This window comes from Streptomyces sp. NPDC111520 (assembly GCF_055635295.1).
On the sequence record NZ_JBVKBW010000008.1, the window covers coordinates 79,831 to 98,331 of the forward strand.

Annotated in this window: 17 protein-coding genes; 2 read left to right on the plus strand and 15 right to left on the minus strand. The window is 72.2% G+C overall.

Annotated elements, in window-relative coordinates:
- Positions 1-3: 3 nt before the first annotated feature.
- Positions 4-828 (plus strand): peptidylprolyl isomerase, encoded by an 825-nt coding sequence (locus ACZ7MY_RS20325; RefSeq protein WP_499603366.1) that lies wholly within the window; start codon positions 4-6, stop codon positions 826-828.
- Positions 829-1,048: 220 nt separating this feature from the next.
- On the plus strand, positions 1,049-2,278 hold the full coding sequence (locus ACZ7MY_RS20330; protein ID WP_361006251.1) for a DUF349 domain-containing protein: 1,230 nt from the start codon (positions 1,049-1,051) through the stop codon (positions 2,276-2,278).
- A 75-nt stretch (positions 2,279-2,353) separates the two neighbouring features.
- On the opposite strand, the gene ACZ7MY_RS20335 is transcribed toward ACZ7MY_RS20330, so the two are convergent.
- The 15 genes from ACZ7MY_RS20335 to pgsA form a co-directional block, all read right to left on the minus strand.
- Positions 2,354-4,813, minus strand: a complete 2,460-nt coding sequence (locus tag ACZ7MY_RS20335) for a RelA/SpoT family protein (protein WP_499603367.1) — start codon at positions 4,811-4,813, stop codon at positions 2,354-2,356.
- Positions 4,814-5,024: 211 nt separating this feature from the next.
- Positions 5,025-5,585 carry an adenine phosphoribosyltransferase gene (locus tag ACZ7MY_RS20340; RefSeq protein WP_499603368.1) on the minus strand — a complete coding sequence of 187 codons (561 nt, stop codon included), beginning with the start codon at positions 5,583-5,585 and terminating at the stop codon, positions 5,025-5,027.
- Between the two features lie 55 nt (positions 5,586-5,640).
- The gene (secF, locus tag ACZ7MY_RS20345) at positions 5,641-6,777 is read right to left on the minus strand and encodes a protein translocase subunit SecF (RefSeq protein WP_499603369.1); all 1,137 of its coding nucleotides are present in this window, start codon (positions 6,775-6,777) and stop codon (positions 5,641-5,643) included.
- Positions 6,777-8,549 carry a protein translocase subunit SecD gene (gene secD / locus ACZ7MY_RS20350; RefSeq protein ID WP_499603370.1) on the minus strand — a complete coding sequence of 591 codons (1,773 nt, stop codon included), beginning with the start codon at positions 8,547-8,549 and terminating at the stop codon, positions 6,777-6,779. Before secD ends, secF begins: the two co-directional genes overlap by 1 nt.
- A 103-nt stretch (positions 8,550-8,652) precedes the next feature.
- On the minus strand, positions 8,653-9,069 hold the full coding sequence (gene yajC, locus ACZ7MY_RS20355) for a preprotein translocase subunit YajC (RefSeq protein ID WP_499603371.1): 417 nt from the start codon (positions 9,067-9,069) through the stop codon (positions 8,653-8,655).
- Positions 9,070-9,230: 161 nt separating this feature from the next.
- Positions 9,231-10,295, minus strand: a complete 1,065-nt coding sequence (gene ruvB, locus ACZ7MY_RS20360) for a Holliday junction branch migration DNA helicase RuvB (protein ID WP_499603372.1) — start codon at positions 10,293-10,295, stop codon at positions 9,231-9,233.
- A gap of 30 nt (positions 10,296-10,325) precedes the next feature.
- Positions 10,326-10,940: a Holliday junction branch migration protein RuvA gene (ruvA, locus tag ACZ7MY_RS20365; protein WP_499603373.1), complete on the minus strand. Its 615-nt coding sequence runs from the start codon at positions 10,938-10,940 to the stop codon at positions 10,326-10,328.
- A complete protein-coding gene (gene ruvC / locus ACZ7MY_RS20370) occupies positions 10,937-11,467 on the minus strand; it encodes a crossover junction endodeoxyribonuclease RuvC (RefSeq protein ID WP_499603374.1) in 531 nt (176 codons plus the stop codon). Before ruvC ends, ruvA begins: the two co-directional genes overlap by 4 nt.
- 132 nt (positions 11,468-11,599) lie before the next feature.
- Positions 11,600-12,352, minus strand: coding sequence for a YebC/PmpR family DNA-binding transcriptional regulator (locus ACZ7MY_RS20375; RefSeq protein WP_499603375.1), 753 nt, complete (start codon positions 12,350-12,352; stop codon positions 11,600-11,602).
- A gap of 61 nt (positions 12,353-12,413) precedes the next feature.
- Positions 12,414-13,013 carry a pyridoxal 5'-phosphate synthase glutaminase subunit PdxT gene (gene pdxT, locus ACZ7MY_RS20380; protein WP_499603376.1) on the minus strand — a complete coding sequence of 200 codons (600 nt, stop codon included), beginning with the start codon at positions 13,011-13,013 and terminating at the stop codon, positions 12,414-12,416.
- Between the two features lie 104 nt (positions 13,014-13,117).
- A complete protein-coding gene (pdxS, locus tag ACZ7MY_RS20385) occupies positions 13,118-14,032 on the minus strand; it encodes a pyridoxal 5'-phosphate synthase lyase subunit PdxS (protein WP_499603377.1) in 915 nt (304 codons plus the stop codon).
- 147 nt (positions 14,033-14,179) lie between these two features.
- Complete coding sequence (locus ACZ7MY_RS20390; RefSeq protein ID WP_499603378.1) at positions 14,180-14,728, minus strand: LemA family protein; 549 nt, start codon at positions 14,726-14,728, stop codon at positions 14,180-14,182.
- A gap of 858 nt (positions 14,729-15,586) precedes the next feature.
- The gene (locus ACZ7MY_RS20395) at positions 15,587-16,774 is read right to left on the minus strand and encodes a glycosyltransferase family 4 protein (protein WP_499603379.1); all 1,188 of its coding nucleotides are present in this window, start codon (positions 16,772-16,774) and stop codon (positions 15,587-15,589) included.
- On the minus strand, positions 16,771-17,754 hold the full coding sequence (locus ACZ7MY_RS20400) for a phosphatidylinositol mannoside acyltransferase (protein WP_499603380.1): 984 nt from the start codon (positions 17,752-17,754) through the stop codon (positions 16,771-16,773). The genes ACZ7MY_RS20395 and ACZ7MY_RS20400 overlap by 4 nt, the downstream gene beginning before the upstream one ends.
- Positions 17,751-18,410, minus strand: a complete 660-nt coding sequence (gene pgsA / locus ACZ7MY_RS20405; protein WP_499603382.1) for a phosphatidylinositol phosphate synthase — start codon at positions 18,408-18,410, stop codon at positions 17,751-17,753. The genes ACZ7MY_RS20400 and pgsA overlap by 4 nt, the downstream gene beginning before the upstream one ends.
- Positions 18,411-18,501 lie beyond the last annotated feature (91 nt).

Sequence of the window (18,501 nt, forward strand, 5' to 3'; positions counted from 1 at the left end):
TCAGTGGTCACCAAGGATCAGCGGCGGCGCCAGCTCGCCCGTGACAAGTTCGAGCGGCAGCACGAGCGCCGTGTGCAGGCCCACCGCAAGACCGTGCGGCGCAACGCGGTGGTCGCCGCCGTGCTCGCCGTGGTCCTGGCGGCGGGCGCCACCGCGTGGGCGGCCGGCGCCTTCAGCTCGGACGCCAAGAAGGACGACGCGGCGGCCGCGGGGACGACCCCCAGCCCCGCGGAGACGAGCAAGGCGCCGGACCCGTGCGCCAAGCCCGCCGAGGGCGCCGTCGGCACGGAGCAGTGGAAGAAGGAGCCCGCGGTCACCGTCGACAGCGCGGCGAAGTACACCTTCACGCTGCAGACGACCTGCGGCGACATCGCGCTCGACCTCGACGCGAAGAACGCCCCGCACACGGTCAACTCCTTCGCGTTCCTGGCCGGCAAGGGCTTCTTCGACCACACCAAGTGCCACCGGCTCACCACCAGCGGCATCTACGTGCTGCAGTGCGGCGACCCGACGGGCCAGGGCACCGGCGGCCCCGGCTACACCATCCCGGACGAGAACCTGAAGGCCAAGGAGATCGCCGGGGGCAGCTACCCGGCGGGCACGGTGGCCATGGCCAACACCGGCCAGGCGCACACCGGCGGCAGCCAGTTCTTCCTGGTCTACAAGGACAGCCCGCTGCCGCCGAACTACACCCCGTTCGGGACCATCGGCGCGGCCGGCATGAAGGTGCTGGGCAAGATCGCCGCCGCGGGCGAGTCGACCGGCGGCGGTGACGGCGCCCCGAACGCCACCGTGGTGATCGACAAGGCGACGGTCGCGAAGTCCTGACCGCCGTGTCCCGCACCCGCGGGTTAATTTCGCGGGTGCGGGATGCGGACAGCCGGGGCACCGGTCGCCTATGTTGGCGTTGTGTAGGGTGCCTGCTCCGACGGCTGCACCATGGATGTGAGCGGACCGTCGGACCGGTCCGGGCACGGCCCGGCCGAATGGAACTGTGGACGATGCCCGCGAGCCGTGCGACGGCCGGGCATCACGTGGAGGAGGCGCTGTGAGCAGCGACCCGTGGGGCCGCGTCGACGAGACGGGGACCGTGTACGTGCGTACGGCCGATGGCGAGCGTGAAGTCGGCTCGTGGCAGGCAGGCTCCCCTGAGGAGGCGCTGGCCTACTTCGAGCGGAAATACGAGGGCCTCGTCGTCGAGATCGGCCTCCTCGAACGCCGGGTGAAGACCACCGACCTGGCCCCCAAGGACGCGTTGACCGCCATCGAGCACCTGCGCGCCGCGGTGACCGAGGCGCACGCCGTGGGCGACCTGGCCGCGCTGGCCAAGCGGCTGGACGCGCTGACCGAGCAGGTCGACGCGCGCCGTGAGGAGCGCAAGGTCGCCAAGGCCAAGGCCTCCGAGGAGGCCAGGACGGCCAAGGACGACCTGGTCACCGAGGCCGAGCAGCTGGCGCAGAGCGAGCAGTGGCGGGCCGCCGGCGAGCGGCTGCGCGCCCTGGTCGACATCTGGAAGGGCCTGCCCCGGCTGGACCGCAAGACCGACGACGAGCTGTGGCACCGCTTCAGCCACGCCCGTTCGGTCTTCTCCAAGCGGCGCAAGGCGCACTTCGCGGCGCTCGACGCGCAGCGCGAGGACGCCCGCCGCCGCAAGGAGAAGCTGGTGGAGGAGGCGCAGGCGCTCTCCGGCTCCACCGACTGGGGCCCGACGGCGGCGCGCTACCGCGAGCTGATGACCGACTGGAAGGCCGCCGGCCGCGCCCAGCGCGAGGCGGAGGACGACCTGTGGAACCGCTTCCGCGGCGCCCAGGACGTCTTCTTCGCGGCCCGCTCCGAGGTCTTCGCCGAGCGCGACACCGAGCAGCGCGAGAACCTCACGCTGAAGGAGGAGCTGGCCATCGAGGCCGAGAAGCTGCTCCCGGTCACCGACCTGAAGGCGGCGCGCGCGGCCTTCCGCGGCATCAACGAGCGCTGGGAGGCGATCGGCCACGTGCCGCGCGACGCCCGGCCGCGCATCGAGGGCCGCATGCACGCGGTGGAGCGCGCGATCCAGGAGGCCGAGGAGTCCGAGTGGCGCCGCACCAACCCGGAGGCGCGGGCGCGTGCCGCGGGCCTGACCGGGCAGCTGCAGGCGGCCGTCGACAAGCTGCGTGAGCAGATCGAGACGGCACGGGCGGCGGGCAACACCTCCAGGGCCGAGAAGCTGCAGCGGGAGCTGGACGGGCGCCAGGCGCTGCTCGACCAGGCCCTCAAGTCGCTGGACGAGTTCGGCGGCTGAGTCCCACCCCGGCTTCACCCGGACAACGGAGAAGGGCCCGTACGCGAGGCGTACGGGCCCTTCTCCGTGCCCGCGTCAGCGCTGGCGCGCCGACGTCACGCGGTACACGTCGTAGACGCCCTCGACGCCGCGGACGGCCTTCAGGACGTGTCCGAGGTGCTTGGGGTCGCCCATCTCGAAGGTGAAGCGCGAGGTGGCCACCCGGTCGCGGGAGGTCTGGACGGCGGCGGACAGGATGTTGACGTGCTGGTCGGACAGGACGCGCGTGACGTCCGACAGCAGGCGGGAACGGTCCAGCGCCTCGACCTGGATGGCGACCAGGAAGACCGAGGACTGGGTCGGCGCCCACTCGACGTCGATGATCCGCTCGGGCTGCTGCGAGAGCGACTCGACGTTCACGCAGTCGGCCCGGTGCACGGAGACGCCGTTGCCGCGGGTGACGAAGCCGATGATCGGGTCGCCCGGCACCGGGGTGCAGCAGCGGGACAGCTTGACCCAGACGTCCTTCTCGCCCTTGACGATCACACCCGGGTCGGCGGCCGAGCGCCGCTTGGTGCGGCTGCGCGACGGGGTCGTGATCTCGGCGATGTCCTCGGTCGCGCCCTCCTCGCCGCCCAGCGCCTCGACGAGCTTGTGCACGACGGACTGCGCGGTGATGTGCCCCTCGCCGATCGCCGCGTAGAGCGCGGAGATGTCGGGGTAGCGCATCTCGTGGGCGAGCGTGACCAGCGAGTCGCCGGTGAGCACCCGCTGGATCGGCAGGTTCTGCTTGCGCATCGCGCGGGCGATGGCTTCCTTGCCCTGCTCGACGGCCTCCTCGCGGCGCTCCTTGGAGAACCAGGCGCGGATCTTGTTGCGGGCGCGCGGGGACTTGACGAAGCCGAGCCAGTCGCGGGACGGGCCGGCGCCCGCCGCCTTGGAGGTGAAGACCTCCACCGTGTCGCCGTTGTCGAGGGTCGACTCCAGCGGCACCAGGCGGCCGTTGACCCGCGCCCCTATCGTGCGGTGGCCGACCTCGGTGTGGACGGCGTACGCGAAGTCGACGGGGGTCGCACCGGCGGGCAGCGCGATGACATCGCCCTTGGGGGTGAAGACGAAGACCTCGTTGCGGGACAGGTCGAAGCGCAGCGACTCCAGGAACTCGCCCGGGTCCTCGGTCTCCTTCTGCCAGTCGAGCAACTGCCGCAGCCACGCCATGTCGTTGACGGCGTCGTCCTTCTTGGCGGACTTCGGGCTGTCGGTACGCACCTTGGAGGCGCCGGCGACGGCCTCCTGCTTGTACTTCCAGTGCGCCGCGATGCCGTACTCGGCGCGGCGGTGCATGTCGAAGGTGCGGATCTGGATCTCGACCGGCTTGCCGCTGGGCCCGATGACCGTCGTGTGCAGCGACTGGTACATGTTGAACTTGGGCATGGCGATGTAGTCCTTGAACCGCCCCGGCACCGGGTTCCACCGCGCGTGGATGGTGCCAAGCGCCGCGTAGCAGTCGCGGACGGTGTCGACCAGGACCCGGATGCCCACCAGGTCGTAGATCTCGGCGAAGTCCCGGCCCCGCACGATCATCTTCTGGTACACGCTGTAGTAGTGCTTCGGGCGGCCGGTGACGGTCGCCTTGATGCGGGCGGCGCGCAGGTCCTGCTGCACCTGGTCGGTGACGACCGCCAGGTACTCGTCCCGCTTGGGGGCGCGCTCGGCGACGAGCCGGACGATCTCGTCGTACATCTTGGGGTAGAGGATCGCGAAGGCGAGGTCCTCCAGCTCCCACTTGATGGTGTTCATGCCCAGCCGGTGCGCCAGCGGGGCGTAGATCTCCAGCGTCTCGCGGGCCTTCTTCTCCTGCTTCTCCCGCTTGAGGTACCGCATGGTGCGCATGTTGTGCAGGCGGTCGGCGAGCTTGATGACCAGCACCCGCGGGTCCTTCGCCATGGCGACGACCATCTTGCGCACGGTCTCGGCCTGCGCTGCCTCGCCGAACTTGACCTTGTCCAGCTTGGTGACGCCGTCCACCAGCAGGGCGACGGAGTCGCCGAAGTCGCGGCGCAGCGCGTCGAGGCCGTACTCGGTGTCCTCGACGGTGTCGTGCAGCAGCCCGGCCATCAGCGTCGCCGGGTCCATGCCGAGCTCGGCCAGGATCGTGGTGACGGCGAGCGGGTGCGTGATGTACGGGTCGCCGCTCTTGCGCTTCTGGCCCCGGTGCCAGCGCTCGGCGACCTGGTAGGCGCGCTCGATCTGGCGCAGCTGCGACGGGTCGCCCTTGGGGTCGTTGCTGCGCACTATGCGCAGCAGGGGCTCCAGCACCGGGTTGTACGGGCTGGAGCGCTGGACGCCGAGCCGGGCGAGGCGGGCGCGGACCCGGTTGGACGAGGTGGCGGGCCGGTTCGGGGCCACGCTCCCGGGAGTGCGTACGGGCCGGGCGACGGGGGTCGCCGGGGCGGCGGGAGCGGGCTTGGCGGCCTTGCCCTCCGCCGATGCGGCCGGCGCGGCGGGAGGAGCCGCGGAGACGGAAGCCGCCTGCTTCCCGTCCGCTGCGGTCATCGGCTGAGCCTGCCTGGCCTCTTCTTGCAAGGGCACTCCTTCTGGTCCCCTCCCGGCCGGAGACGGGCGAGGAGGGAGGTTCCGAGACACCATGGTAGCGATCTGACCGGGTGAACCGCGTCCCGTCCGCCCCGTGGATACCCCGCAACGCCCGGAGGCGGGCTCCTGACCGCTTCCGCGGCCGGGAACCCGCCTCCGGCGAGCCAGGGGCTCAGACGGCGATCAGCGCCTCCAGGGGGGCGCCGGCGAGGGACGGGGCGAGCCGGGCGCGCCCGCCGAGGAAGCCCAGCTCCAGCAGGACCGCGAGGCCCGCGACCTCGGCCCCGGTCCGGCGGATCAGCTCCATGGACGCCTCGGCCGTGCCGCCGGTGGCGAGCACGTCGTCGATGACCAGGACCCGGTCGCCGGCCGAGAAGGCGTCCTGGTGGACCTCGATCTCGGCGGTGCCGTACTCCAGCTCGTACGCCTGTCCCAGCGTGGCACCGGGCAGCTTGCCCGCCTTGCGGACGGGCACGAACCCGAGCCCGGCGCGGGCGGCCGCCGGGGCGGCGAGGATGAACCCGCGCGCCTCGAGGCCGACGACCTTGTCGGCGCCGTGCCGGGCGCAGAGCCCGGCCAGTGCGTCGATCAGCGCGTTGAACGCCGCGGGGTCGGCCAGCAGCGGGGTGATGTCCTTGAACACCACACCCGGCCTCGGGTGGTCGGGCACGTCCCGGATGCGGCTGAGCAGCAGGCTGCGCAGCCCCTCCGGGGTGGCGTCCGTCGTGGTCATCGGCTGTGTTCCTCGGTGCTTCGTCGCTGTGTCTCGTCCGCCGTCCGCCCCGTCCTCAGCGGCGCTTGCCGGAGGGACGGTTGCGGCCGCGGTTGTTGCGGGCCGGCTGGGTGCGCTGGCTGCCGACGACGGCGCCCGCGTGGGCGTCCTCCTCCGGCTCGCCGTCCGCTTCCTCGGGGGACGCGTCCTGCGCCTCGTCCGCGGCGTCGCCGCCGCGGCGGGCGTCGGCGGCGCGCTTGGCGAGCACGCGCTTGCGCAGCGCCTTCATCTCCGGGTCGCGCTCCTTGAGGTCCGCGACCAGCGGGGTCGCGATGAAGATCGAGGAGTACGCACCGGCGGTGAGGCCGACGAAGAGCGACAGGGCGATGTCGTTGAGCATGCCCGCGCCGAGCAGGCCGCCACCGACGAAGAGCAGGCCGCCGACCGGCAGCAGCGCCACGACCGTGGTGTTGATCGAACGCACCAGGGTCTGGTTGAGGCTGCGGTTGGCCAGCTCGCTGTAGGTGTAGCGGTTCTGCTTGGTGATGTCCTTGGTGGACTCCTTCAGACCGTCGAAGACGACGACGGTGTCGTAGAGGGAGTAGCCGAGGACGGTCAGCAGACCGATCACCGTGCCCGGGGTGACCTCGAAGCCCACGATCGCGTAGACGCCGATGGTGATCGTGAGGTCGTGGATGAGGGCGATCAGGGCGGCCACGGCCTTGCGCCACTCGAAGGCGATCGCCAGGTAGATCGTCACCAGGACCATGAAGATCACCAGGCCCTGGAAGGCCTTCTTGGAGATCTCGTCGCCCCAGCTCGGACCGATGATCTGCGGGTCGATGTCGTTCGCCTTGACGTTCAGGTCCGAGGCGATCTCGCCCTGGATCTCCTTCGCCTCGGTGAGCGAGATGTCGCTGATCTGGATGCGGACGGCGCCGGAGCCGAGCTTCTGCACGATGGCCTGGTGCCCGCCGGTGTCGTCGGCGACCTTCTCCTGGACCTGGCTGACCGACATCTCGGTCTTCGGGGTGGTGAAGACCGCGCCGCCGGAGAACTCGATGCCCAGCTTGAGGCCGTTCACGGCGAGACCGACGATCGCCGCGATGGTGATGAGGACCGAGACCCCGTACCAGAGCTTGCGGTGACCCACGAAGTCGTAGGAAATCTCGCCTCGGTGCAGGCGGTGCCCGAGGTTGCCGAGCCGGGACATCAGGCCTCCTTGACGTCGGTACGGGCCGCGGGGCGGCGGGTGCGGCGCAGCGGGGGGTTGACGCCCAGGGCACGCGGGTCGAGCCCGGACCAGGGGTGACCGCCGGCGTAGAACTTCTTGCGGGCCAGGATCGTCATCAGCGGCTTCGTGAAGAGGAACACCACGGCCACGTCGAGGAGCGTCGTCAGGCCCAGGGTGAACGCGAAGCCCTGCACCTTGCCGACCGAGACGACGAACAGCACGGCGGCGGACAGGAACGACACGAAGTCCGAGACGAGGATCGTGCGGCGGGCGCGCGGCCAGCCGCGGGCGACGGCCGGCTGCAGGGAGCGGCCCTCGCGCAGTTCGTCACGGATGCGTTCGAAGAAGACGATGAACGAGTCGGCGGTGATGCCGATGGCGACGATGGCACCGCAGACCGCCGGCAGGTTCAGCGCGAAGCCGATGGCCGGGCCGAGCAGCGTCATGATCGCGTAGGTGAGGATCGCCGAGACGATGAGGCTCAGGATCGCCACGAAGCTCAGGCCGCGGTAGTACGCGACCAGGTAGAGCACGACCAGGGCGAGGCCGACGCCGCCGGCGATGAGGCCGCCGTGCAGCTGCTCGCCACCGACCGCCGCCGACACCTTGGTGACGTCCGACTTGTCGAAGGTCAGCGGCAGCGAGCCGTAGGACAGGACGTTCGCCAGCTCCTCCGAGCTCTCCTGGGTGAAGCTGCCGTAGATCTCGGCGCTGCCGCTCAGGGTCTGGTTCACCGAGGGGGCGGAGACGACCTCGTTGTCCAGCACGATCGCGAACTGGTTGTTCGGCGGCTGCTGCTGCGAGAGCTGCGAGGTGATCTTCGAGAAGGCCTTGGAGCCGGTGCCGTCGAAGTTCAGGGTGACGACCCAGCCGTTGCCGCCCTGGGTGTCGAACTGCGCGGCGGCCTTGCTGACGTTCTTGCCGTCGACCGCGGCGGGACCGAGGGCGTACTTGGCGCCGCCGTCCTGGCTGCACGCGACGATCTTGTCGGTCGGCTTGGCCTTGAGGTTGAGGTTGGCGCGCGTCTTCGCGTCGGAGCAGTCCAGCGCGGCGAGCTTCGCCTGGAGGTCCTCGGGGATGGAGGTGTCCAGCGTGCTGCCGGGCGCCGCGTTCGCCGGGGCCGACGGGGTCGGCGCGGGCGCGTTCGAGGCGGGGGCGTCCGAGGCCGGGGCGGACGGCGTCGAGGAGGCCTTCAGCGCATCGGTGACGGCGCGGCCCTGCGTCGAGGCGCTCGCGGACGGGGTGCCGGAGACCTTGGCACCGGTCGACGCGGTCGCGGACGGCGAGGCCGGGGACGAGGGCGAGCCGGAGGGGCTGCCGCTCGGCGAGGCCGGGGTCGGCGGGGTGTTGGCCACCTCGGCGAGCACGGGCCGGAAGTAGAGCTGGGCGGTGGTGCCGACCTGCTGCTCGGCCTGCGCGGCGTTGGTGCCCTTGGGGATGTTGACGATGATGTTCCGGTCGCCCTGGATCTGGCTTTCGGCTTCCGAGACACCCAGACCGTTGACGCGCCGGTCGATGATCGACTTGGCGGTCTCCATGTTGGTCTTGTTGATCGCGCCGGCCTGGTCGCTCTTCGCCGTCAGCGTGATGCTCGTACCGCCGGCGAGGTCGATGCCCAGCCGGGGGGTGGTGTGGCCGGAGAGGAACATCCCTCCGGTGAGCGCCACGATGGCCAGCAGGATCACTGCCAGCGCCCGCCCGGGGTACCCCTGGCTCCCCGAGGGCCTACGGCCCCTCTTCGGTGCTGCCACCTTCTCGATTCTCCCTGTCCAACCGCCCTGCGACCTGCGCGCAGCGGGGCGGCACGATGAGTAGTACGAACTTGCCGACCGTGCAAAAGTACCGGGCGGGCCGTTACTTCTTGTCGGTGCCGTCCGTCTTGGGGGCGTCCTGGGTCACGGGCTCGTCGGCGGACTTGCTCAGCTGGACGGGCTCGTCGGCCTTCTCGGCCTCGTCCGCGTCCTCGGCGTCGTGCGCCGGCTCCGGGTCGATGCCGTGGACGATGCGGTCGAACTCGGCCTGGTCGAGGACCGCGGCGATGGCGTTCTTCGCGAAGTGCGCGTGGACACCGTCGGCCAGCTCCAGCAGGACCGTGTCCTCGTTGACCTCCTTGACGACGGCGTACATGCCGCCGATCGTCCGGATGCCCGAACCGGGAGCCATCTGGTCACGCATCTGCGTGGCCTGGCGCTGCCGGTTCTTCGCGGAGCGGGTCATCAGCAGCATGACACCGATGATCAGGACGAAAGGCAGGATTTGAACCAGATTCATGGTGTCTTGACGATCCTTCGCACGGCCGCAGGGGCCTGGTCTACGGGATTGTGGGTGTCGGTCCCGGAGGCACGACGTCGGCGGAGTCTAAGCGTTCGTTCGCCGGTGGAACAACGCCAAGCATTACACCGAGGTTCCTGCGGCGGCGAGTCTCCCCGCCGTCAAGGGCCGAACAGCCCGTCTTGCCCGGGTCCGGCGCCCTGTGGCGGCACGAGTCCGAGGTGTGTCCATGCGGCGGGTGTGGCGACCCGGCCACGGGGGGTGCGCGCCAGAAGTCCCTCGCGCACCAGGAACGGCTCGGCCACCTCCTCCACCGTCTCCCGCTCCTCCCCCACGGCCACCGCCAGTGTCGACAGCCCCACCGGGCCGCCGCCGAAGAGCTTCAGCAGGGCCTGCAGCACGGCGCGGTCCAGCCGGTCCAGGCCGCGGCCGTCGACCTCGTACACGTGCAGCGCCTGGGCGGCGACCTCGCGGGTGATCACGCCGTCGGCCTTCACCTGCGCGAAGTCCCGTACGCGGCGCAGGAGTCGGTTGGCGATGCGCGGGGTGCCGCGGGAGCGTCCGGCGATCTCGGCGGCGCCCTCGGCGTCGATGCCGACGTCGAGCAGGCGCGCGGAACGGTGGATGACCCGCTCCAGTTCGGCCGGGGCGTAGAACTCCATGTGGCCGGTGAAGCCGAAGCGGTCGCGCAGCGGCGGCGGCAGCAGCCCGGCCCGGGTGGTGGCGCCGACCAGGGTGAACGGCGGGAGTTCCAGGGGGATCGCGGTGGCGCCCGGGCCCTTGCCGACGATGACGTCGACCCGGAAGTCCTCCATCGCCATGTACAGCATCTCCTCGGCGGGCCGGGACATCCGGTGGATCTCGTCGAGGAAGAGCACCTCGCCCTCGGCCAGGGAGGAGAGGATCGCGGCCAGGTCGCCGGCGTGCTGGATGGCGGGCCCGGAGGTGATGCGGATGGGGGCGCCCATCTCCGCCGCGATGATCATCGACAGGGTGGTCTTGCCCAGCCCGGGGGCGCCGGAGAGCAGGACGTGGTCCGCGGTGCCGCCGCGCTGCCGGGCCGCCTTCAGCACCAGGTCGAGCTGCTCGCGGACCCGCTCCTGGCCGACGAACTCCTCCAGCGCCTTGGGCCGCAGTGCCGCCTCGACGGCCTGGTCCTCACCGTCGGCGGCGGCGCCGACGAGACGGTCGGCGGTGGTCGGTACGGACTCGTCGTCCCAGTTCACTTCGGTGCGCCTTACGCTCGGCGGGCTAGGTCAGCGGGCTCGGTTCAGGGTCTGCAGGGCGGCCCGCAGGAGGGCCCCGACCTGCGGATCGGCGCTCGCCTCGGCCTGCGGGGTGACGGCGGCCACGGCCTCCTCCGCCTCGCGCGGCTGGTAGCCGAGGCCGATCAGCGCGGCGTGCAGCTGCTCGCGCCACGAGGCGGGCCCGGCGGCGACCGCGGGGCGGGCGCCTCCCGCGGCGCCCACGGGGGCGCCGAGGCGGTCCTTGAGCTCGAGCAACAGCCGCTGGGCGCCCTTCTTGCCGATGCCCGGGACGGCGGTGAGGGCCTTCTCGTCCCCGGTGGCGACGGCCACGCGCAGCGCGTCCGGGCTGTGCACGGCGAGCATGGCCTGGGCCAGCCGGGGACCGACGCCACTGGCGGTCTGCAGCAGTTCGAAGACCTGGCGCTCGTCGTCGTCGGCGAAGCCGTACAGGGTGAGGGAGTCCTCGCGGACGACGAGCGAGGTGGCGAGGCGGGCCGGCTCGCCCACGCGCAGTGCGGCGAGGGTGCCCGGGGAGCACTGGACGGCCATCCCGATGCCGCCGACCTCGATCACGGCCGTGTCGGGGGCGAGGGCGGCGACCGGCCCGCTGACGAAGGCGATCATGTGCTGGGCTCCTGGGTTCGTGCTCGGGCGACGGCCTGCTGGAGGCGGTTGGTCGCGGTGCCGCGCCAGATGTGGCAGATGGCGAGCGCCAGCGCGTCCGCGGCGTCGGCGGGCTTGGGCGGGGCGTCGAGCCGCAGCAGCCGGGTGACCATGGCGCCGACCTGGGCCTTGTCGGCCCGGCCGCTGCCGGTGACGGCGGCCTTGACCTCGCTGGGGGTGTGCAGGTGGACCGGCAGCCCACGGCGGGACGCGCACAGGATGGCGACGGCGCTGGCCTGGGCGGTGCCCATCACGGTGCGCACGTTGTGCTGGCTGAACACCCGTTCCACGGCGACCGCCTGGGGCGCGTACTCGTCCAGCCAGGCCTCTATGCCGCGCTCGACCAGCACCAGGCGGTGGCCGATGTCGGCCTCCGCCGGGGTGCGGACGACGCCGACCCCCGCCATGCGCAGCGGCTTGCCCGGCGCCCCGTCCACCACGCCGATGCCGCACCGGGTCAGCCCCGGGTCCACGCCCAGCACACGCACCGCGCCCCTCCCTCGGACAGCCGTTCAGCGGATTCCTGGAGGCTATCGGGTGCCACCGACAACGACGGCGGCCCGGTGGGGGTGTGTCCTCCCCACGGGCCGCCGTCCCGCCGTGCGTCCTTGACGGACGGATCAGGCGTCGACCTTCTCCATGACCTCGTCGGAGACGTCGAAGTTGGCGAAGACGTTCTGCACGTCGTCGCTGTCCTCGAGCGCGTCGATGAGCTTGAAGATCTTGCGGGCGCCCTCCTCGTCCAGCTCCACCTGCATGGTGGGGACGAAGTTGGCCTCCGCGGAGTCGTAGTCGATGCCCGCCTCCTGGAGCGCGGTGCGGACCGCGACCATGTCGGTGGCCTCGCTCAGCACCTCGAAGGACTCGCCGAGGTCGTTGACCTCCTCGGCGCCCGCCTCCAGGACGGCGCCGAGCACGTCGTCCTCGGAGAGCTCGCCCTTGGGGACGATCACGACGCCCTTGCGGTTGAACAGGTAGGACACCGAACCCGGGTCGGCCATGGAGCCGCCGTTTCGGGTCATCGCGACGCGCACGTCGGAGGCGGCGCGGTTGCGGTTGTCGGTGAGGCACTCGATGAGCACCGCGACACCGTTGGGGCCGTAGCCCTCGTACATGATCGTCTCGTAGTCGGCGCCGCCCGCCTCGAGACCGGCACCGCGCTTGACCGCGCTGTCGATGTTCTTGTTGGGCACCGAGCTCTTCTTCGCCTTCTGGATGGCGTCGAAGAGGGTCGGGTTACCGGAGATGTCGGCGCCGCCCGCGCGGGCGGCCACCTCGATGTTCTTGATCAGCTTCGCGAAGAGCTTGCCGCGCTTGGCGTCGATCACGGCCTTCTTGTGCTTCGTCGTAGCCCATTTAGAGTGGCCGGACATCAGCCTGTCTCCTTCACGTCACCGATTGCTTCACGAACATTGCGATCCTACCGGGATCGCCTCACCGCGCGGCGCGCACCATGTCGACGAAGTAGCGGTGGACCCGGTGGTCGCCGGTCAGTTCGGGGTGGAACGAGGTGGCCAGCAGGTTGCCCTGGCGGACGGCGACGATCGTGCCGTCCTCGAGGCGTGCCAGCGTGGCGACCCCGCTGCCGGTCGACTCGACCCAGGGTGCGCGGATGAAGACGCCCTCGACGGGGCCGCCTTCGACGCCCTCGACCTCGACCGCCGTCTCGAAGGACTCGTTCTGCCGGCCGAAGGCGTTGCGGCGCACGATCATGTCGATCCCGCCGAAGGTCTCCTGGTCGTCCCTGCCGTCGAGGATCTTGTCGGCGAGCATGATCATGCCGGCGCAGGTGCCGTAGACCGGCAGGCCCGCGCGGACGCGGTCGCGCAGCGGCTCCATCATGCCGAAGAGCGTGGCGAGCTTGGACATCGTGGTCGACTCGCCGCCCGGGACCACCAGGCCGTCCACCTCGGCCAGTTCCTCGGGGCGCCGCACGGGGCGGGCGAGGGCGTCGGCCTCGGCGAGCGCCACCAGGTGCTCGCGGACGTCGCCTTGCAGGGCGAGGACGCCGATGGTCGGGGTGCTGCTGGACACGGTGCGGGGACCTTCCGGGACGTCGGGTGGGGCAACGGGCGATGGGCAGGCCGTCGCGGGCCTGCCCATCGCGGGGGCGCGTGGCGCGGGTGGCGCGGGGGCGCCTACCAGCCGCGGTTGGCGTAGCGCTCGGCCTCGGGGAGGGTGTCGCAGTTGATGCCGACCATGGCCTCGCCCAGGTCGCGGGAGGCGTCCGCGATGATCTTGGGGTCGTCGTAGAAGGTGGTGGCCTTCACGATGGCGGCGGCGCGCTTGGCCGGGTCGCCGGACTTGAAGATGCCGGAGCCGACGAAGACGCCCTCCGCGCCGAGCTGGCGCATCAGCGCGGCGTCGGCCGGGGTGGCGACACCGCCGGCGGAGAACAGCACGACCGGCAGCTTGCCGAGCTCGGCGACCTCCTTGACGAGCTCGTACGGGGCGCGCAGCTCCTTGGCGGCGGCGTACAGCTCGTGGTTGTCGTAGCCGCGCAGGCGGGCGATCTCGTTCTTGATCTGGCGCAGGTGACGGACGGCCTCGACCACGTTGCCGGTGCCGGCCTCGCCCTTGGAGCGGATCATGGCCGCGCCCTCGGCGATGCGGCGCAGGGCCTCGCCCAGGTTGGTGGCGCCGCACACGAAGGGGGTGGTGAAGGCCCACTTGTCGGAGTGGTTGACCTCGTCGGCCGGGGTGAGGACCTCGGACTCGTCGATGTAGTCGACGCCGAGCGACTGCAGGACCTGGGCCTCGACGAAGTGGCCGATGCGGGACTTGGCCATGACCGGGATCGAGACGGCCCCGATGATGCCCTCGATCATGTCCGGGTCGGACATGCGGGCCACGCCGCCGTCCTTGCGGATGTCGGCCGGGACCCGCTCCAGCGCCATGACGGCGACGGCACCCGCGTCCTCGGCGATCTTGGCCTGCTCGGGGGTGACGACGTCCATGATCACGCCGCCCTTGAGCTGCTCGGCCATGCCGCGCTTGACGCGCGCGGTGCCGGTCTCGGGGGACTCGGGGGTGCTGGGAAGCGTGGTGGACACGGGGACCTCACTCGGAGACTCAACTGCGGGGTGGTGGCGGCCACGGCGTTCCCCGGACCCCTCACGGCCGGCCGGCGGAACACCGATGGTTGCTCTGTGTTTCATCGTGGACCGCACCAAGTGGACCGCAAAAGGGCCAATCGCTCCTCAGTGGCCTGCCACGCCCTCGACGGTCAGGACGAGCGGCGGCTCGTCGTCCATCTCGAAGGTCACCGGCCGCGGGGCGTGCCCGGCGAGCCGGAACCAGCGCACCTTGCGGTGCGAGCGCAGCGCCCTGGCCGCGCGGACGGCGTCGTTGTGGAAGCGCCGTGCCATCGGCACCCGGCGTACGGCCTGGGTCAGCTCGTGGGTGGCCGCGTCGCCGCCGGGGGCGGCCCGTACGGCGTCGACCGCGTCGGCCTCGGCGAATACGGCGCGCAGCGCCTGGCTCAGTTCGCTCTCGGCCACCTCACGCTGCTCGTCCTGCGCCTGCCGGGCGGAGTGCGCGGCCTCGTAGAGAACGATGCTCGCCGCCGGGTCCAGCACCCCCGCGGTGGCCAGCTCCTGCGCCACGGAGGCCCGGCGCAGCAGCTGCGCGTCCAGCGCGGCCCGGGCGGCGTCGATGCGGGCGTGCAGGCGGTCCAGCCGCCCCGCGGTCCAGCTCAGGTAGAGGCCGACGGCGACCAGCGCCACGGCGACCCAGATGAAGGTGGTCACGGACCGCAAGGCTACCGGTGCGCCCGGTACGAGCCCCGGGCGCCGCCTGACTGGCGCGTAGCGCCGGGCACCGGGCAGCACGGGCAGCGGCGCGCGCCGGGCCGCCGTCGTGGGCCGACGCGCGTGCTGTGGCGGGCGGTGGTTTCCTCGCGGACGTGGACCGGACGGGAGAACGGCCGCGTCCGACGCGTCGCCCGAGACGAGGGCCGCTCCTATGGTGCGGCCGCCGAGCACGGTCAGCGGTTTCCGGGGCAGCACGCCGGTGGCCCAGTGCCGCGCGGGGGTGGCGGGCGCACAGGTTGCTCGGCGGTTCGTGCCGCGGCGCCGCCGCCTATGTGACGGTCCTGGCGGCCAGGTGCCGCTCAGGCGTGGTGGCGGAGCCTTGTGGGGTGCCCGGGTCCGCTCGCGAGCCTCCGCCCGGACATCAGGCCACCGGAACGTCGCACGTGCACCTGCCGCGCTTAAGGGCACCCGGGGCGCCGCGGCACCGCCACCGGCCACTGCCGCCGGCCGCCGGACCCGTACACCGGCCGCACCGGACCACCGCGTCAGGCGCGCACCGGTGTGACCACGCACCGCGGGCCTACCGCCGGGCGACCGGTGTGCGCCCGCCACACCCCTCAGGCGCCCGACCGCGGAGCCCGACCGGCAAGCCGGACCAGCAGGTCCGCCGCCCGAGGACCGACCACGGACACGAACGCCGAGCACCAGGGCACCCGCCACGCGCTGGGCCACCGCGGCGTCAGGCGCGCACAGGTGTGACCACGAACCGCCGGGCGACCAGTGCGCCCGCCACACCGCTCAGGCGCCCCAGCCCCGCGCCGACGGGGACCGCCGCCACACCCGCCGAGGGGGGCGTCAGTCGCGGGCGAAGCCGAAGCGGGCGCGCAGGCCGACGCGTCCGTCTGCGGCGACGGAGGCGGCGCCGGCCGTGACCGTCTCGTACACCGCGAGGATGTCGGCGGCCACGACCGACCAGTCGAAGCGCCGCACGTGCCGGGAGCCCAGCTCGCGCAGTTGCGCGCGGCGCTCGGCGTAGCCCAGCAGGCGCACGGCGGAGGCCGCCAGCGCGTCCGGGTCCTCGTTGGGGAAGAGTTCGCCGGCCGCGCCCCCGTCCAGCACCTGGCGGAAGGCGTCCAGGTCGCTGGCGAGCACCGGCGCGCCGGCCGACATGGCCTCGACGAGGATGATCCCGAAACTCTCGCCGCCGGTGTTGGGCGCCACGTACAGGTCGACGCTGCGCAGCAGACGCGCCTTGTCCTCGTCGCTGACCATGCCGAGGAACTCGACCCGGTCGCGCATCTGCGCCGGCAGGTCCTCGACGGCCTCGGCCTCGTCGCCGCGCCCGGCGACCAGCAGCCGGGTACGCGGCCGCTCGGCGAGGATCTTCGGCAGGGCCCTCATCAGCACGGGCAGGCCCTTGCGGGGCTCGTCGATCCGCCCGATGAAGCCGATGGTCCGCTCCCCCTCCGCACCGGGATCGCCGCCGCCCTGCCACTCCGTCTTCGGCTCGGCGTCGGCGAAGAAGCCCACGTCGACGCCGTTCGGGATGACGACGGCGTCGCCGCCGAGGTGCTCGACGAGGGTGCGCCGGGCGTACTCGCTGACCGCGATCCGGGCGCTGATCTTCTCCAGCGCCGCCTGCAGGATCGGGTACGCGGCGATCATCGCGCGGGAGCGGGGGTTGGAGGTGTGGAAGGTGGCCACGATCGGCCCCTGCGCCGCCCAGCAGGTCAGCAGCCCGAGGGAGGGCGAGGAGGGCTCGTGGACGTGGATGACGTCGAAGGCGCCCTCGTGGAGCCAGCGGCGCACCCGCGCGGCCGACAGGAAGCCGAAGTTGAGCCGCGCGACCGAGCCGTTGTACGGCACGGGGACGGCGCGTCCGGAGGAGACGACGTACGGCGGCAGCGGGGTGTCGTCGTCGGCGGGCGCCAGGACGGAGACCTCGTGGCCGAGCGCGATGAGGTGCTCGGCGAGGTCGCGGATGTGGAACTGGACGCCGCCGGGGACGTCCCACGAGTACGGGCTGACGATCCCGATCCTCAAGGCTTCTCCGTTCCGGAGCGGTCGGTGGGGTCGCCGGACACCGGGGAGGCCGCTGTGCCCCGGCCCCCGGGTTGCCCGGCCGGGGCGTCCGCCCGCGGTTCGAGGTCGGCGAGCCACAGCCGCTGCAGCATGTGCCAGTCCTCGGGGTGCTCGGCGATGCCGGCGGCGAAGACGTCCGCCAGGCGCTGCGTCATGGCGGCGGTCCGCTCCGTCCGCGTGCCGCCCTCGGGCACCTCGATCGGGGCGTGCACCTGGCCCTGGAGGTTGGGCGAGTCGTCGTACCACAGGGTGACCGGCAGCAGCAGCGCGCCGGTCTGCTGCGCGAGGAGGGCGGGTCCCGCGGGCATGCGGGTGGCCTCGCCGAAGAAGTCCACCTCGACGCCGGAGGACGACAGGTCGCGGTCGGCGACCAGGCACACCAGGCCGCCGCCGCGCAGCCGCCGGGCCAGCGCGCCGAAGGCGGCGCCGCCGGTGTGCGGCAGCACCTCCATGCCCAGGCCCTCGCGGTAGGCCACGAAGCGGTCGTACAGGGTCTCGGGCTTCAGCCGCTCGGCGACGGTGGCGAAGGGCACCCCGAGGCTGGTGGTCACCCAGGCGCCGGCGAGGTCCCAGTTGGCCATGTGCGGCAGGGCGAGGACGACACCGCGGCCGGAGGCCAGGCCCTCCTCGAGGTGGTGCAGGTCCTTGCAGTCGAACGAGGTGCGGATGCGTTCCTCGCTCCAGGCCGGCAGCCGGAAGGACTCCATCCAGTAGCGCAGGTAGGAGCGCATGCCGGCCTTCGACAGCTCGCGCAGCCGCGTCCCGTCGGCGTCGGGTACGACCCTGGCCAGGTTGGACTCCAGGCGCTGCACGCCCTTGCCGCGGCGGTTCCAGGCGAGGTCGGCGACGGAGCGGCCGAGCCGTGCCGCGGCGGGCTCCGGCAGCCGCTTGACCGCTCCCCAGCCCAGTCCGTACAGCGTGTCGGTCAGCCGGTCCTTCACGCCCTGCCACTCCCTTCGTGCGCCGCCGCGTCGGCCTCGAGGGCCTCGCGGCGCACGGTGATCACCCGCTGCACCAGCGTCACCAGGCTGCCGACGGCCACGATCCACAGGGCGATCGGCAGCAGCCACTGGATGCCGGGCACCCCGAACTTGTGGAGCCCGGCGAAACCGCAGGCCACCAGTGAGATCACCAGTCGCTCGGCCCGCTCGACCAGGCCGTTGACGGCCACCGGCAGTCCGATGCTCTCACCGCGGGCCTTGGTGTACGAGACCACCTGGCCGCTGGCGAGGCAGAAGATCGTCACCGCGCACAGCACGAGGTCGTCGCCGCCCCCGGCGTACCACAGCGCCAGCCCGCCGAAGATCGCCGCGTCGGCGACCCGGTCCAGGGTGGAGTCGAGGAAGGCGCCCCAGCGGCTGGAGACGCCGGCCTGGCGGGCCATGTTGCCGTCGACCAGGTCGGAGAAGACGAAGAGGGTGATGACGACCGTGCCCCAGAAGAACTCGCCCCTGGGGTAGAAGACCAGCGCTCCCGCGACCACGCCTCCCGTGCCGATCAGCGTGACCGTGTCGGGGCTGACGCCCCGGCGCAGCAGGAACGCGGCGAACGGTGTGAGGACACGCGTGAAGAAAGCACGCGCGTACTTGTTCAGCATGGCCTTCCCGGAGGGGTTCGGTGGGTGCCCCGGCGCGGCCCCGTCGGCCGCCCGGCTGGCCCATCGTAGCCAGGAGCGTTCCGGCGCAGCT